15 protein-coding genes are annotated in these 15,233 nt (G+C 64.5%); 14 read left to right on the top strand and 1 reads right to left on the bottom strand.

Annotation, left to right across the window (positions count from 1 at the left end):
* Window positions 1-15: 15 nt before the first annotated feature.
* From ACZ48C_RS14710 to ACZ48C_RS14700, 3 genes are read left to right on the top strand one after another with little or no spacing between them, the layout of a single operon-like run.
* Window positions 16-309: a YciI-like protein gene (locus ACZ48C_RS14710; protein ID WP_464781560.1), complete on the top strand. Its 294-nt coding sequence runs from the start codon at window positions 16-18 to the stop codon at window positions 307-309.
* Window positions 310-315: 6 nt separating this feature from the next.
* On the top strand, window positions 316-747 hold the full coding sequence (locus tag ACZ48C_RS14705; RefSeq protein WP_464781559.1) for an EVE domain-containing protein: 432 nt from the start codon (window positions 316-318) through the stop codon (window positions 745-747).
* Window positions 748-790: 43 nt separating this feature from the next.
* Window positions 791-1,441, top strand: a complete 651-nt coding sequence (locus ACZ48C_RS14700) for a class I SAM-dependent methyltransferase (protein ID WP_464781558.1) — start codon at window positions 791-793, stop codon at window positions 1,439-1,441.
* Here ACZ48C_RS14700 and ACZ48C_RS14695 read toward each other — a convergent pair.
* Window positions 1,435-1,878 carry a hypothetical protein gene (locus ACZ48C_RS14695; RefSeq protein ID WP_464781557.1) on the bottom strand — a complete coding sequence of 148 codons (444 nt, stop codon included), beginning with the start codon at window positions 1,876-1,878 and terminating at the stop codon, window positions 1,435-1,437. The two genes, ACZ48C_RS14700 and ACZ48C_RS14695, sit on opposite strands and share 7 nt — an antisense overlap.
* 299 nt (window positions 1,879-2,177) lie before the next feature.
* Here ACZ48C_RS14695 and sdhC point away from each other — a divergent pair, with 299 nt between their 5' ends.
* The 11 genes from sdhC to odhB all read left to right on the top strand — a co-directional run bounded on the left by sdhC (window position 2,178) and on the right by odhB (window position 15,190).
* Window positions 2,178-2,570: a succinate dehydrogenase, cytochrome b556 subunit gene (gene sdhC / locus ACZ48C_RS14690; RefSeq protein WP_464781556.1), complete on the top strand. Its 393-nt coding sequence runs from the start codon at window positions 2,178-2,180 to the stop codon at window positions 2,568-2,570.
* A gap of 10 nt (window positions 2,571-2,580) precedes the next feature.
* Window positions 2,581-2,961, top strand: coding sequence for a succinate dehydrogenase, hydrophobic membrane anchor protein (sdhD, locus tag ACZ48C_RS14685; protein WP_119258997.1), 381 nt, complete (start codon window positions 2,581-2,583; stop codon window positions 2,959-2,961).
* A gap of 6 nt (window positions 2,962-2,967) precedes the next feature.
* Window positions 2,968-4,809 carry a succinate dehydrogenase flavoprotein subunit gene (gene sdhA / locus ACZ48C_RS14680; RefSeq protein ID WP_424549513.1) on the top strand — a complete coding sequence of 614 codons (1,842 nt, stop codon included), beginning with the start codon at window positions 2,968-2,970 and terminating at the stop codon, window positions 4,807-4,809.
* A gap of 18 nt (window positions 4,810-4,827) precedes the next feature.
* The gene (locus ACZ48C_RS14675; protein WP_119258995.1) at window positions 4,828-5,607 is read left to right on the top strand and encodes a succinate dehydrogenase iron-sulfur subunit; all 780 of its coding nucleotides are present in this window, start codon (window positions 4,828-4,830) and stop codon (window positions 5,605-5,607) included.
* A gap of 143 nt (window positions 5,608-5,750) precedes the next feature.
* Window positions 5,751-6,296, top strand: a complete 546-nt coding sequence (locus ACZ48C_RS14670) for a protease inhibitor Inh/omp19 family protein (RefSeq protein WP_119258994.1) — start codon at window positions 5,751-5,753, stop codon at window positions 6,294-6,296.
* Between the two features lie 38 nt (window positions 6,297-6,334).
* Window positions 6,335-7,528 carry a cell division protein ZapE gene (zapE, locus tag ACZ48C_RS14665; RefSeq protein WP_464781555.1) on the top strand — a complete coding sequence of 398 codons (1,194 nt, stop codon included), beginning with the start codon at window positions 6,335-6,337 and terminating at the stop codon, window positions 7,526-7,528.
* Between the two features lie 164 nt (window positions 7,529-7,692).
* Window positions 7,693-8,655 (top strand): malate dehydrogenase, encoded by a 963-nt coding sequence (gene mdh / locus ACZ48C_RS14660; protein ID WP_464781554.1) that lies wholly within the window; start codon window positions 7,693-7,695, stop codon window positions 8,653-8,655.
* A 26-nt stretch (window positions 8,656-8,681) separates the two neighbouring features.
* Window positions 8,682-9,875, top strand: a complete 1,194-nt coding sequence (gene sucC, locus ACZ48C_RS14655) for an ADP-forming succinate--CoA ligase subunit beta (protein WP_424549515.1) — start codon at window positions 8,682-8,684, stop codon at window positions 9,873-9,875.
* Between the two features lie 17 nt (window positions 9,876-9,892).
* Window positions 9,893-10,795 (top strand): succinate--CoA ligase subunit alpha, encoded by a 903-nt coding sequence (gene sucD / locus ACZ48C_RS14650; RefSeq protein WP_119258990.1) that lies wholly within the window; start codon window positions 9,893-9,895, stop codon window positions 10,793-10,795.
* A 116-nt stretch (window positions 10,796-10,911) separates the two neighbouring features.
* Window positions 10,912-13,908, top strand: coding sequence for a 2-oxoglutarate dehydrogenase E1 component (locus tag ACZ48C_RS14645; RefSeq protein WP_464781553.1), 2,997 nt, complete (start codon window positions 10,912-10,914; stop codon window positions 13,906-13,908).
* A 49-nt stretch (window positions 13,909-13,957) separates the two neighbouring features.
* A complete protein-coding gene (gene odhB / locus ACZ48C_RS14640; RefSeq protein ID WP_119258988.1) occupies window positions 13,958-15,190 on the top strand; it encodes a 2-oxoglutarate dehydrogenase complex dihydrolipoyllysine-residue succinyltransferase in 1,233 nt (410 codons plus the stop codon).
* Window positions 15,191-15,233: the final 43 nt, after the last annotated feature.

Raw genomic sequence — 15,233 nt, 5'->3', positions numbered from 1 at the left:
GGAAGGGACAGCCGCATGCATTTCGCATTTCTCTGCAAGGACAAGCCCGGTTCGCTCCAGGTGCGTCTCGACACGCGCCCCGAACATCTCGCCTATCTCAACGCGCTCAATGCGGACGGCAAGCTCGGCTTCGCCGGTCCCTTCCTCGGCGATGACGGCAAGCCGACCGGCAGCCTCGTCGTGGTGAAGGTCGAGACCATCGAGGAGGCGCGGCGGATCGCGGTCGACGATCCCTATGCCAAGGCCGGTCTCTTCGCCGAAGTCGAGGTGAAGGCCTGGAACTGGGTCTTCAACAATCCGGAGGCGTAAGACCCGATGGCATACTGGCTCTACAAGTCCGAACCCTTCAAGTTCTCCTGGGAAAAGCTCAAGTCGAAGGGCGAGGCCGGCGAGGAATGGGACGGCGTGCGCAATTACCAGGCACGCAACAACATGCGGGCCATGAAGATCGGCGACAAGGGCTTCTTCTACCACTCCAACGAGGGGCTCGAAGTCGTCGGCATCACGGAAGTCTGCGCATTGGTGCATCCGGATTCGACCGCCGGCGAGGATCCTCGCTGGGAATGCGTCGACATCCGCGCCATGCGCGACATGCCGAAGCCGGTGACCCTCAAGGACATCAAGGCCAATCCGAGGCTCGCCAACATGTCGCTCGTCACCTCCATGCGCCTTTCCGTGCAGCCGGTGACGGAGGAGGAGTGGATCGAGGTCTGCCGCATGGGCGGCCTCGACAACCCGCCGCGCTGATGGCTTCCGCTTTGCATACCGCCTTCTCCGGAGCGATGCTTTCGTGAAGACGGACCCCGAAGTCTTCATCCGCGGCAATACAGACGTGCTGTCGCCGCCGCATGTGCCGGAGGTGAAGCTGAGGCTCGCCACCGAGGCGCATGACCTGTGGCTGAAGACGGAGGAAGAGCTGGAAGCGATCGGCCTGCCGCCGCCCTTCTGGGCCTTCGCCTGGGCGGGCGGGCAGGGCCTTGCCCGCCATGTGCTCGATCATCCGGCGCTGGTGGCGGGCAAGACGGTGCTGGATTTCGCCAGCGGCTCCGGCCTTGTCGGCATCGCCGCGCGCATGTCGGGTGCCTCGAAGGTGCTGGCGGCGGATATCGATCCGTGGAGCGAGACGGCGATCCGCCTCAATGCCGGCCTCAACGGCGTGACGCTCGACCATACGTCCGACGATCTTATCGGGCGGGACGGCGGCTGGGACGTCGTCCTTGCCGGCGACGTCTTCTACGACCGCGGTTTTGCCGGTCTGCTCATCCCGTGGTTTTCAGCGCTGGCGGCGCGCGGGGCGAGCGTGCTGGTCGGCGATCCCGGTCGCGCCTATTGCCCGCGCGAGCGCATGGAGGCGCTTGCCACCTATACGGTGCCGGTGACGCGGGCGCTGGAGGACAGCGAGGTCAAGAAGACGACGGTCTGGCGCTTCCGGGCTCAATAACCCGGCCGGATGACGCAGACGCCGGCCTGCCATGCGCAACCGCTCTGGCCCGGCCGCACGGTGATGACCTTCGGACCGCTCCTGTGGCGCCTTGCCGGCCGGTCGTACCAGCCGATCGGGCCGTCGTCGCCGTCGACATAGAAATAGATGCCGTTGCCGCGCTCGCGATAGGCCGTCACCGCCCCGCCGTAGAAATCGCCGTCGTGCCGCAGAAGCGGCCGGCCGGCGCGACCGTAGCGCAGCTCGGTGCCGAGGCGGTGGCCGTCGTGGACGGCGTTCCGGTCCATCCTCGGCAGCTGGTGGTAGCGGCCGTGATGACCATTGTGGCGACGGGGATGCCACCCGTCCCCGGCTTCGGCGGCCGTCATGCCGCCGGCGACAAGCACGACCGCCAGCCCTAAGACTTTGGTCGCACGGAGCGCTGATAACAGAGTCATTCTGTCCTGCCTTCCGGGTTACGCTTAACAAATCGTTAACCGCAAGATGGGGCAGGAACCGGCGAAAGTCACGGATCGCGCAGGGTTTTCCGCGCTCTTGGTTAACGGGCGCGGCGGGTGAACGAGCGCGCGGATGCATGCCGGCGTCTAATCGATTAAATTCATTTTGCACTGCAAGAAGGCTTGTGGTTCCGCCTTCCGGTGATTAAACGTCGCAATCACTGCATTGTGCACAACATACTGCAATTCCGGAGAAAATTTGTCCAGATTTTGGCTCTCCGGGGTTCCGTGAGGTTCAGATGGCGAATGTCACTCGAAGCCGGCCGCTCTCGCCGCATCTCCAAGTCTACAAGCCGATCCCGACGATGGTCATGTCCATCGTGCACCGCGTCACCGGCGCGGCGCTCTATTTCGGCACTGTCCTCGTTGCCTGGTGGCTGATCGCGGCGGCGACGGGCGAAGCCTATTTCGACTGGGTGAGCTGGTTCTTCGGCACCTGGATCGGCCGCCTCGTCCTCTTCGGTTACACCTGGGCCTTGATGCATCACATGCTCGGCGGCCTGCGCCATTTCATGTGGGACATGGGCCGCGGCTACGAGAAGCACTTTTCCACCCGGCTCGCCCTTCTGACCCCGGTCGTCTCCGTCGCCCTGACGGTGCTGATCTGGATCGTCGGCACCCTGGTCCGCTGAGGAGACACCCATGGACATGCGCACGCCCCTCGGCAAGGTTCGCGGCCTCGGCTCGGCAAAGGACGGCACGGAGCATTTCTGGCGCCAGCGCCTGACGGCCGTCGCCAACGTTCCGCTGATGCTGTTCTTCGTCGGCTTCCTGATCTGCTATAACGGCGCGTCCTACGCGGAAGTGACGGCAGCGCTGTCGCATCCGATCGTCGCCGTCCTCATGGGCCTCGTCGTCATTTCCGGCCTCATCCACATGAAGCTCGGCATGCAGGTCATCATCGAGGACTATGTGCATGCGGAGGGCGTGAAGATCGGCCTTCTCATGCTCAACACCTTCTTCGCGATCCTAGTCGGCGGGCTCTGTCTCTTCGCCGTCCTCAAAATCGCTTTCGCAGGATAATCCATCATGGCAGCGATCTCCTCCCCGGCGGCCAACGGCAAGGCCTATACCTATGTGGACCACTCCTTCGACGTGATCGTCGTCGGCGCCGGCGGCGCGGGCCTTCGCGCCACGCTCGGCATGGCCGAGCAGGGCCTGAAGACGGCCTGCATCACCAAGGTCTTCCCGACGCGCTCGCACACCGTCGCCGCGCAGGGCGGCATCGCCGCCTCGCTGCAGAACATGACGCCGGATTCGTGGCAGTGGCACCTCTACGACACCGTCAAGGGCTCCGACTGGCTCGGCGACGTCGACGCCATGCAGTATCTCGCCATGGAAGCGCCGAAGGCGGTCTATGAGCTGGAGCATTACGGCGTGCCCTTCTCGCGCAACGCGGAGGGCAAGATCTACCAGCGCCCGTTCGGCGGCCACATGCAGAACTACGGCGAAGGCCCGCCGGTGCAGCGCACCTGCGCCGCGGCCGACCGTACCGGCCACGCCATCCTCCACACGCTCTACGGCCAGTCGCTGCGCAACAATGCGGAATTCTTCATCGAATATTTCGCGCTCGACCTGATCATGTCGGCCGACGGCCGCTGCACCGGCGTCGTCGCCTGGAACCTCGACGACGGCACGATTCATCGCTTCGCCGCCAAGATGGTGGTTCTGGCGACCGGCGGCTACGGCCGCGCCTACTTCTCCGCCACCTCGGCGCATACCTGCACGGGTGACGGCGGCGGCATGATCGCACGTGCCGGCCTGCCGCTGCAGGACATGGAGTTCGTCCAGTTCCACCCGACCGGCATCTACGGCGCAGGCTGCCTCATCACCGAGGGCGCGCGCGGCGAAGGCGGCTATCTCGTCAATTCCGAGGGTGAGCGCTTCATGGAGCGCTATGCGCCGTCGGCCAAGGACCTTGCCTCGCGCGACGTCGTCTCGCGCTGCATGACGATGGAAATCCGCGAAGGCCGCGGCGTCGGCAAGAACAAGGACCATATCTTCCTGCATCTCGACCATCTCGACCCTGCTGTTCTGCACGAGCGCCTGCCGGGTATTTCCGAGAGCGCGAAGATCTTCGCCGGCGTCGACGTGACGCGCGAGCCGATCCCGGTCCTGCCGACCGTCCACTACAACATGGGCGGCATTCCGACGAACTACTGGGGCGAAGTGCTCAACGCCGACAGCCAGAACCCGGAGCGCATCGCGCCCGGCCTGATGGCGGTAGGCGAAGCCGGCTGCGCCTCGGTGCACGGCGCCAACCGTCTCGGTTCCAACTCGCTGATCGACCTCGTGGTCTTCGGCCGTGCCGCCGCCATCCGCGCCGGCCAGGTGATCGACCGCAACGAGGCGGTCCCGGCGCTCGATATCGCTGCCTGCGACAGGATCATGGATCGCTTCGACCATCTCCGGAACGCCAACGGCAGCACGCCGACGGCGGTGCTGCGCGACAAGATGCAGCGCACCATGCAGGAAGACGCCGCCGTGTTCCGCACGCAGGAATCGCTTGAAAACGGCTGCAAGCGCATGACGGAAATCTGGAAGGAAATGTCCGACATCAAGGTCACCGACCGCTCGATGATCTGGAACTCCGACCTCGTCGAGACGCTGGAGCTGGAAAACCTGATGGCCAACGCCATCACGACGGTCTACGGCGCCGAGGCTCGCAAGGAAAGCCGCGGTTCGCATGCCCGCGAGGACTATGTCGACGGCCCCTTCGCCGGCCGCGACGACGTCAACTGGCGCAAGCACACGCTCGCCTGGGTCAACGATGCGGGCGAGGTGAAGCTCGATTATCGCCCTGTTCACACCGACCTCATCGCCGACGGGATCGATCCGCAGAAGATCGCGCCCAAGGCGCGCGTCTACTGATATCGAGGAGAACTGGACATGGTTGAACTCGCTCTCCCGAAGAACTCGCAGATGACCGAAGGCAAGGTCTGGCCGAAGCCGGACGGGGCCACGAACACCCGCGAGTTCCGCATCTACCGCTGGAACCCGGATGACGGGAAGAACCCGTCGATCGACACGTTCTACATCGATGTCGACGATTGCGGCCCGATGGTTCTCGATGCGCTGCTCTACATCAAGAACAAGATCGACCCGACGCTGACGCTGCGCCGCTCCTGCCGCGAAGGCATCTGCGGCTCCTGCGCCATGAACATCGACGGCACCAACACGCTCGCCTGCACCAAGGGCATGGACGAGGTGAAGGGCACCGTGAAGGTCTATCCGCTGCCGCATATGCCGGTGGTCAAGGACCTCGTTCCCGACCTCACCAATTTCTACGCCCAGCACCGCTCCATCGAGCCCTGGCTGAAGACGGTGTCGCCGACGCCGGCCAAGGAATGGAAGCAGAGCCACGAGGACCGCCTCAAGCTCGACGGCCTCTACGAGTGCATCCTGTGCGCCTGCTGCTCGACCTCCTGTCCGAGCTACTGGTGGAACGGCGACCGCTATCTCGGCCCCGCCGTGCTGCTCCAGGCCTATCGCTGGCTGATCGACAGCCGTGACGAGGCCACGGGCGAGCGTCTCGACAACCTGGAAGACCCCTTCCGCCTCTATCGCTGCCACACGATCATGAATTGCGCCCAGGCCTGCCCGAAGGGCCTCAATCCTGCCAAGGCGATCGGCGAAATCAAGAAGATGCTGGTCGAGCGCCGCCTCTGATCTCCATAAGCGACGTTCATGAAACGTGAGGAGGCGGCCCGATCATTCGGGCCGTTTCATCTTGATTCGCGCGGGCGATTCACGTTAATTCGGCGGGAATTGCTGCAGGGCAGCAGTATCGGGCAGATATCGGGAGTATCGAGATGCGGATTCACCATGCGGCAGGCGGACTGATGATGGCGCTTGCTCTTGCCGGTTGCCAGCGCACCGCTTCGATGGACAGCGTCAATACGCAGCCGAACCTGCGGCCTCTCGAAGCCCAGCCTGTCGGCACCGTTTCCTCGAGCCAGCTTCCCGATCCGACGACGAGCACCGCCGGCGGCCAGTTCCCGGACAAGCCGACGACCGATACGGCGATGGCGACCGGTACCGGCATGGGCGGCGATGCCGCGGCAGCCGCCAACGGCCTCGAGGTCAAGAAGGAAGGCATGGTCGGCAACTGGCGCGTTTCCAACGGCCCGTCCTCCTGCGACATGTTCCTGACGCTCACCAATCTCGGCAGCGGCCTTCGCGGCGGCACGCGCGGCTGCGCCGGCGAACTGACGACCATGCGCTCCTGGGAAGTGGCCGGCAAGCAGGTCATCCTCAAGGATCTCAACGGTAATGCGATCGGACGCCTCTACAAGTCGGCCGATTCCCGCTTCGACGGTTCGACCAATTCGGGCCAGCCGCTCAGCCTCTCGCGCTGATTTCGCCCTTTCGCCATCGATACGGATGATTGCCGCCCATGGGCAAGGACTGGGACAGGGTTTCGACACATCCGGACCACGGCGTCTCGGATAGGCTGGAGGCCCTTGTCGCAAGCGGCGCGCTGAAGGCGGATCCGGCGCAGAAGGCGATGGCCCTGCGCTTCGATCGCCTGCTCGGGGAGGTCCATGCCCAGCGCCCGGCGCGCAAGTCGAGCGCCCTCGGCTGGCTCTTCGCCTCCCGCAAGCCCGAAAGCGCCGGCGTCCCGAAGGGGCTTTACCTCTATGGCGGCGTCGGGCGCGGCAAGACCATGCTGATGGACATGTTCTTCGAGCTCGCGCCGGTCAAGCGCAAGCGCCGGGCGCATTTCCACGAGTTCATGGCCGATGTGCACGAGCGCATCCACAAGCACCGCCAGAAGCTGAAGGCCGGCGAGACCAAGCAGGCCGATCCCGTGCCGCCGGTGGCGGCGAGCCTCATCGAGGAGGCGCGGCTGCTCTGCTTCGACGAATTCTCCGTGACCGACATCGCCGATGCGATGATCTTGTCGCGGCTTTTCGGCGAACTGTTCCAGCGCGGCTGCATTCTCGTCGCGACCTCCAATGTCGAGCCGGACGATCTCTACAAGGACGGGCTCAATCGCGGGCTTTTCCTGCCCTTCGTCGATCTCCTGAAACAGCATGTCGAGATCGTGCCGCTGGACTCGCTGACCGATTACCGGCTCGAAAAGGATAGCGGCCTGCCCGTCTTCCGCCATCCGCTCGGCGCGGAGGCCGACATGGCGATGGATGCGGCCTGGCGGCGGGAGACGGCGGGCATGACGACCGGTCCGCGGACGATCTCCTTCCGTGGACGGAGCATCGCGGTGCCGCAGGCGGCGGGGCGGATCGCCCGATTCTCCTTCGCCGATCTGTGCGAGCGGCCCCTGGGCGCGGCAGACTATCTCGAAATCCTCGCGCATTTCGACACGCTCTTCGTCGACCACATTCCTCTTCTGGGGGCGGAGAAGCGCAACGAGACGAAGCGCTTCATCAATCTCGTCGATACGATCTACGATCATCGGGCGCGGCTCTTCGCCTCGGCGGCGGCGGCGCCGGAGAACCTGCTGGTGACCCGCAAGGGAACGGAAGGCTTCGAATTCGACCGGACAGTGTCGCGCCTCATCGAGATCCGCAGCACGGAATATCTCGCCGACCATCGGGCAAGATACGATGGAAAGGTGACGGAAGCGTGACGGAAATACTTACGTTTACGTAAGATATTTTGCATCTAACCGATTGAAATATTTCAGTCCAAAAGTATGTGTTGAATTTTTAACCGGGTAGGCGTAAGCCCTTGCCCCGAAAGGTCCCGCAACTGCGACATGAGGGACCGTTGATCGGAGCAAAGGAAGCTTTCATGGCCCGCAAGAAGATCGCACTTATTGGTTCTGGCATGATCGGTGGCACGCTGGCGCATCTGGCCGGCCTGAAGGAGCTGGGCGACATCGTCCTCTTCGACATCGCCGACGGCATTCCGCAGGGCAAGGGCCTCGACATCGCCCAATCCTCGCCGGTCGAAGGCTTCAATGCCTCGCTGACGGGTGCCAGCGACTACGCCGCGATCGAAGGCGCCGATGTCTGCATCGTCACCGCCGGTGTTGCCCGCAAGCCCGGCATGAGCCGCGACGACCTGCTCGGCATCAACCTCAAGGTCATGGAACAGGTCGGCGCCGGCATCAAGAAGTATGCCCCGAACGCCTTCGTCATCTGCATCACCAATCCGCTCGACGCCATGGTCTGGGCGCTGCAGAAGTTTTCCGGCCTGCCGAAGAACATGGTCGTCGGCATGGCCGGCGTGCTGGACTCGGCCCGCTTCCGCCTCTTCCTCTCCGAGGAATTCAAGGTTTCCGTCCAGGACGTCACCGCCTTCGTTCTCGGCGGCCACGGCGACACGATGGTGCCGCTTGCCCGCTACTCGACCGTTGCCGGTATCCCGCTGACCGACCTCATCAAGATGGGCTGGGTCACCAAGGAACGTCTCGAAGAGATCATCCAGCGCACCCGTGACGGCGGCGCCGAGATCGTCGGCCTGCTGAAGACCGGCTCGGCCTATTACGCCCCGGCCGCTTCCGCCATCGAGATGGCCGAATCCTACCTCAAGGACAAGAAGCGCGTCCTGCCCTGCGCGGCCTTCCTTTCCGGCCAGTACGGCGTGAAGGACATGTATGTCGGCGTTCCGACCGTGATCGGCACCGGCGGCGTCGAGCGCATCGTCGAGATCGACCTCAACAAGGCCGAGCAGGAAGCCTTCGACAAGTCGGTCGGCGCCGTTGCCGGCCTCTGCGAAGCCTGCATCAACATCGCTCCCGCCCTGAAGTAATCCGGTAGCCAGACAGGATTTTCCCGATGAACATTCATGAATACCAGGCCAAGGCTCTCTTGAAGAGCTACGGCGCGCCGGTCGCCGAGGGCGTCGCGATCTTCTCCGCGGATGAGGCGGAAGCGGCTGCGAAGTCGCTCCCCGGCCCGCTCTACGTGGTCAAGAGCCAGATCCACGCCGGTGGCCGCGGCAAGGGCAAGTTCAAGGAACTCGGCCCCGACGCCAAGGGTGGCGTTCGCCTCGCCTTCTCTATCGAGGAAGCCAAGGCCCACGCCAAGGAAATGCTCGGCAACACGCTCGTCACCGCGCAGACCGGCCCGGCCGGCAAGCAGGTGAACCGCCTCTACATCGAGGACGGCGCCGACATCGACCGCGAACTCTATCTCTCGCTGCTCGTCGACCGCTCCGTCGGCAAGATCGCCTTCGTCGTCTCGACCGAAGGCGGCATGGACATCGAGGCCGTCGCGCATGACACGCCGGAGAAGATCGTCACCGTGGCGATCGACCCGGAAGCCGGCGTTACCGCCGCGGACCTCGCCAAGCTCACCTCCGCGCTCAAGCTCGAAGGCGAAGCCAAGGCCGATGGCGAGAAGCTGTTCCCGATCCTCTACAAGGCCTTCGTCGAGAAGGACATGAGCCTGCTCGAGATCAACCCGCTGATCGTCATGAAGAACGGCCGCGTGCGCGTTCTCGACGCCAAGGTCTCCTTCGACGGCAATGCGCTGTTCCGCCACGACGACATCAAGGCGCTGCGTGACGAGACCGAGGAAGACGCCAAGGAAATCGAGGCCTCCAAGTGGGACCTCGCCTATGTGGCGCTCGACGGCAATATCGGCTGCATGGTCAACGGCGCAGGCCTTGCCATGGCGACGATGGACATCATCAAGCTTTACGGCAAGGAGCCGGCGAACTTCTGCGACGTCGGCGGCGGCGCCGGCAAGGAGAAGGTGGCGGCTGCCTTCAAGATCATCACGGCCGACCCGAAGGTCGAGGGCATCCTCGTCAACATCTTCGGCGGCATCATGAAGTGCGATGTCATCGCCGAGGGTGTCGTTGCGGCCGTGCAGGAAGTCGGCCTCAAGGTTCCGCTGGTCGTTCGCCTCGAAGGCACGAATGTCGAGCTTGGCAAGAAGATCCTGAACGAATCCGGCCTGGCGATCACCGCCGCCGACGATCTGGACGACGCCGCCAAGAAGATCGTCGCCGCGATCAACGGCTAACTGAAGGACCAGACCTCATGTCGATTCTCGTCAACAAGAACACCAAGGTCCTCGTTCAGGGCCTGACCGGCAAGACCGGCACCTTCCACACCGAACAGGCGCTCGCCTATTACGGCACGCAGATGGTCGGCGGTATCCACCCGAAGAAGGGCGGCGAAACCTGGACCGGCTCCAAGGGCGAAAGCCTGCCGATCTTCGCTTCCGTCGCCGAAGGCCGTGAAAAGACCGGTGCGGACGCATCCGTGATCTACGTTCCGCCGGCAGGCGCCGCGGATGCGATCATCGAGGCGATCGATGCGGAAATCCCGTTCATCACCTGCATCACCGAAGGCATCCCGGTTGCCGACATGGTGCGCGTCAAGGCCCGCCTCGACCGTTCCAAGTCGCGCCTGCTCGGTCCGAACTGCCCCGGCATCCTGACGCCGGAAGAATGCAAGATCGGCATCATGCCGGGCTCGATCTTCCGCAAGGGCTCGGTCGGCATCGTCTCGCGCTCCGGCACGCTGACCTATGAAGCCGTCTTCCAGACGTCCAACGAAGGCCTCGGCCAGACGACGGCTGTCGGCATCGGCGGCGACCCGGTCAAGGGCACCGAGTTCATCGACGTGCTTGAGATGTTCCTGGCCGACGACGCCACGACCTCGATCATCATGATCGGCGAAATCGGCGGCTCGGCCGAGGAAGATGCGGCGCAGTTCCTCATCGACGAGGCCAAGAAGGGCCGCAAGAAGCCGATGGCCGGCTTCATCGCGGGCCGTACCGCTCCGAAGGGCCGCACCATGGGCCACGCCGGCGCTGTCGTTTCCGGCGGCAAGGGCGATGCGGAATCCAAGATCGCGGCGATGGAAGCTGCGGGCATCCGCGTTTCGCCTTCGCCGGCACGCCTCGGCAAGACCCTGGTCGAAGTCCTCAAGGGCTGAGAAACGAAACGAGGAGAGGCCGGCTGAAACGCCGGCCTCTCTGGCTCTTCCCGGCAGGATGTGCCGGGCAGTCACAACACGATCGTTCGGGAGGCGGGCGGCGCCCGCAGAGAACCATGGCACGGCAAGACGCCAACGAACAATTCCTGGCCACGTCCTTCCTCGACGGGGCGAACGCAGCCTATATCGAACAGCTCTATGCCAGCTACGAGGCGGATCCCGCCTCCGTCGGCGAGGAATGGCGGACCTTCTTCAAGGCCCTCGAAGACCAGCCCTCCGACGTGATCAAGGCGGCCAAGGGCGCCTCGTGGAAGCGCGCGAACTGGCCGATCGTCGCGAACGGCGAACTCGTCTCGGCGCTCGACGGCAACTGGGGCATGGTCGAGAAGGTTCTCGAAAAGAAGGTCCAGGCGAAGGCCGAGGCCGTCGCCGCGCAGACCGGCGCGCCGGTCAACCAGGCCGACGTCAACCAGGCGACCCGCGATTCCGTGCGCGCCATCATGATGATCCGCGCCTATCGCGCCCGCGGCCACCTGCACGCGAAACTCGACCCGCTCGGCATCGCCGCCCCCGTCGAGGACTATCATGAGCTTTCGCCCTCGAACTACGGTTTCGAGGAGAGGGATCTCGACCGCAAGATCTTCATCGACAACGTGCTCGGCCTCGAATACGCGACCGTGCGCGAGATGGTCGAAATCCTCGAGCGCACCTATTGCTCGACCATCGGCGTCGAATTCATGCACATCTCCAACCCGGAAGAGAAGGGCTGGATCCAGGAACGCATCGAAGGCCCGGACAAGGGCGTCGATTTCACCGTCGAAGGCAAGAAGGCGATCCTGCAGAAGCTGATCGAGGCGGAAGGCTTCGAGCAGTTCATCGACGTCAAGTACAAGGGCACCAAGCGCTTCGGCCTCGACGGCGGCGAGGCGCTGATCCCGGCGCTGGAGCAGATCATCAAGCGCGGCGGCCAGATGGGCCTCAAGGAAATCGTGCTCGGCATGGCGCACCGCGGCCGCCTCAACGTTCTGACCAACGTGATGGCCAAGCCCCACCGCGCCGTCTTCCACGAGTTCAAGGGCGGCTCCTACGCGCCCGACGACGTGGAAGGCTCGGGCGATGTGAAGTACCACCTCGGCGCCTCCTCGGACCGCGAGTTCGACGGCAACAAGGTGCACCTGTCGCTGACCGCCAACCCCTCGCATCTGGAGATCGTCAACCCGGTCGTCATGGGCAAGGCCCGCGCCAAGCAGGACCAGATGGCGACCGTCTTCGAGGGCGACATCATCCCGCTGCGCGAACGCGCCAAGGTCATGCCGCTGCTGCTGCACGGCGATGCGGCCTTCGCGGGCCAGGGCGTCGTTGCCGAGATCCTCGGCCTTTCGGGCCTGCGCGGCCACCGCGTCGCCGGCACCGTGCATGTCATCATCAACAACCAGATCGGCTTCACCACGAACCCGGCCTTCTCGCGCTCCTCGCCCTATCCGTCGGACGTGGCGAAGATGATCGAGGCGCCGATCTTCCATGTGAACGGCGACGACCCGGAAGCGGTGACCTATGCCGCCAAGGTTGCGACCGAATTCCGCATGACCTTCCACAAGCCGGTCGTGCTGGACATCTTCTGCTACCGCCGCTTCGGCCATAACGAAGGCGACGAGCCGGCGTTCACCCAGCCGAAGATGTACAAGGCGATCCGCGCCCACAAGACGGTCGTCAACCTCTACGGCTCGCGCCTGATCGCCGAAGGCGTCATCACCGAGGGCGAATTCGAGAAGATGAAGGCCGACTGGCGCGCCAATCTCGAAACCGAATTCGAGATCGGCCAGTCCTACAAGCCGAACAAGGCCGACTGGCTCGACGGCGTGTGGTCGGGCCTGCGCTCGGCCGACAACCAGGACGAACAGCGCCGCGGCAAGACCTCGGTGCCGATGAAACAGCTCAAGGAGATCGGCCGCAAGATCGCGACGATCCCGGAAGGCTTCCACGCCCACAAGACCATCCAGCGGTTCATGGACAACCGTATGCAGATGGTCGAGACGGGCGAGGGCATCGATTGGGCGATGGGCGAGGCGCTCGCCTTCGGCACGCTCTGCGTCGAGGGTACGAAGATCCGCCTGTCCGGTCAGGACTGCGAGCGCGGCACCTTCTCGCAGCGCCATTCGGTTCTCTACGATCAGGAGTCCGAAGACCGCTATATCCCGCTTGCCAACCTCTCGCCGACGCAGGCGCGTTACGAGGTCATCAATTCGATGCTCTCGGAAGAAGCGGTGCTCGGCTTCGAATACGGTTACTCGCTGGCCCGCCCGAATGCGCTCACCCTCTGGGAAGCCCAGTTTGGCGACTTCGCCAACGGCGCGCAGGTCATCTTCGACCAGTTCATCTCGTCCGGTGAACGCAAATGGCTGCGCATGTCGGGCCTCGTGTGCCTGCTGCCGCACGGCTATGAGGGGCAGGGTCCGGAGCACTCCTCCGCCCGCCTCGAACGCTTCCTGCAGCTCTGCGCGGAAGACAATATGCAGGTCGCCAATGTCACGACGCCGGCGAACTACTTCCACATCCTGCGCCGTCAGGTGAAGCGCGACTTCCGCAAGCCGCTGATCATGATGACGCCGAAGTCGCTGCTGCGCCACAAGCGCGCCGTCTCCTCGCTGTCGGAAATGGCGGGCGAAAGCTCGTTCCACCGCCTGCTGTGGGACGACGCCGAGGTCATCAAGGACGGCCCGATCAAGCTCCAGAAGGACGCCAAGATCCGCCGCGTCGTGATGTGCTCGGGCAAGGTCTATTACGACCTTCTGGAAGAGCGCGAGAAGCGCGGCATCGACGACGTCTACCTGCTGCGCCTCGAACAGCTCTACCCGTTCCCGGCCAAGGCGCTGATCAACGAGCTCAGCCGCTTCCGCAACGCGGAGATGGTGTGGTGCCAGGAAGAGCCCAAGAACATGGGCGCCTGGGCCTTCATCGACCCGTATCTGGAATGGGTGCTGGCGCATATCGACGCCAAGTACCAGCGCGTGCGCTATACCGGCCGTCCGGCCGCCGCCTCGCCGGCGACGGGCCTGATGTCCAAGCATCTCGCGCAGCTTGCCGCCTTCCTCGAGGACGCACTGGGCGGCTAAGCCGCCCGGTTCCCCTAACGCAAAGACACGAACGAACGGAACTCAACTCATGGCTACCGAAATCCGCGTCCCGACTTTGGGCGAATCCGTCAGCGAAGCGACCGTCGGCACCTGGTTCAAGAAGGTGGGCGACGCCATCAAGGCCGACGAGCCGCTCTGTGAACTGGAAACCGACAAGGTGACGATCGAAGTGCCAGCCCCGGCCTCCGGCGTCCTGTCGGAAATCACCGCCAATGCCGGCGACACCGTCGAGCCGGGCGGCCTGCTCGGCCAGATTGCCGAGGGCGCTGCCGCCGCCGCTGCTCCGGCCGCTGCCGAGAAGGTCGAGAAAGCTGCCGCCGCGGCACCTGCCGCCGAGGCCAAGCCCGCTGCCGGCGCGTCCTCCATGCCGCCGGCTCCGGCCGCCGCCAAGCTGCTCGCCGAAAACAACATCGCGGCCGATCAGGTCGATGGTTCCGGCAAGCGTGGCCAGGTGCTGAAGGGCGATGTCATCGCCGCCGTTGCCAAGGGCATCACGGCCCCCGCCGCCTCGGCCGAGCCGGTCAAGGTTGCCGCCCGTCCGGCCTCCTCGGCGGCCGACGCGCCGCGCGAGGAGCGCGTGAAGATGACGCGCCTGCGCCAGACCATCGCCAAGCGCCTCAAGGACGCGCAGAACACTGCCGCCATGCTGACCACCTACAACGAGGTGGACATGAAGGCCGTGATGGACCTGCGCAGCCGCTACAAGGACATCTTCGAGAAGAAGCACGGCGTGAAGCTCGGCTTCATGGGCTTCTTCACCAAGGCCGTCACCCACGCGCTGAAGGAGCTGCCGGCCGTCAACGCCGAGATCGACGGCACCGACATCATCTACAAGAACTACTGCCATGTCGGCGTTGCTGTCGGCACGGACAAGGGTCTCGTGGTCCCGGTCGTGCGCGATGCCGACCAGATGTCGATCGCCGAGATCGAGAAGGAAATCGGCCGTCTCGGCAAGCTCGCCCGTGATGGCGCGCTGTCGATGGCCGACATGCAGGGTGGCACCTTCACCATCTCGAACGGCGGCGTCTACGGCTCGCTGATGTCCTCGCCGATCCTCAACGCCCCGCAGTCGGGCATCCTCGGCATGCACAAGATCCAGGAGCGCCCGGTCGTCGTCGGCGGCCAGATCGTCATCCGTCCGATGATGTATCTCGCGCTGTCCTACGACCACCGCATGGTCGACGGCAAGGAAGCCGTGACCTTCCTGGTGCGTGTCAAGGAAAGCTTGGAAGACCCGGAACGCCTCGTTCTCGATCTCTGATCGTTCGCGAGACCGAAGCCGCTCCGCAACCGGGGCGGCTTCG

This window comes from Shinella sp. 1A1, from assembly GCF_055379515.1.
This window is presented reverse-complemented; position numbering and strand designations above follow the sequence as displayed.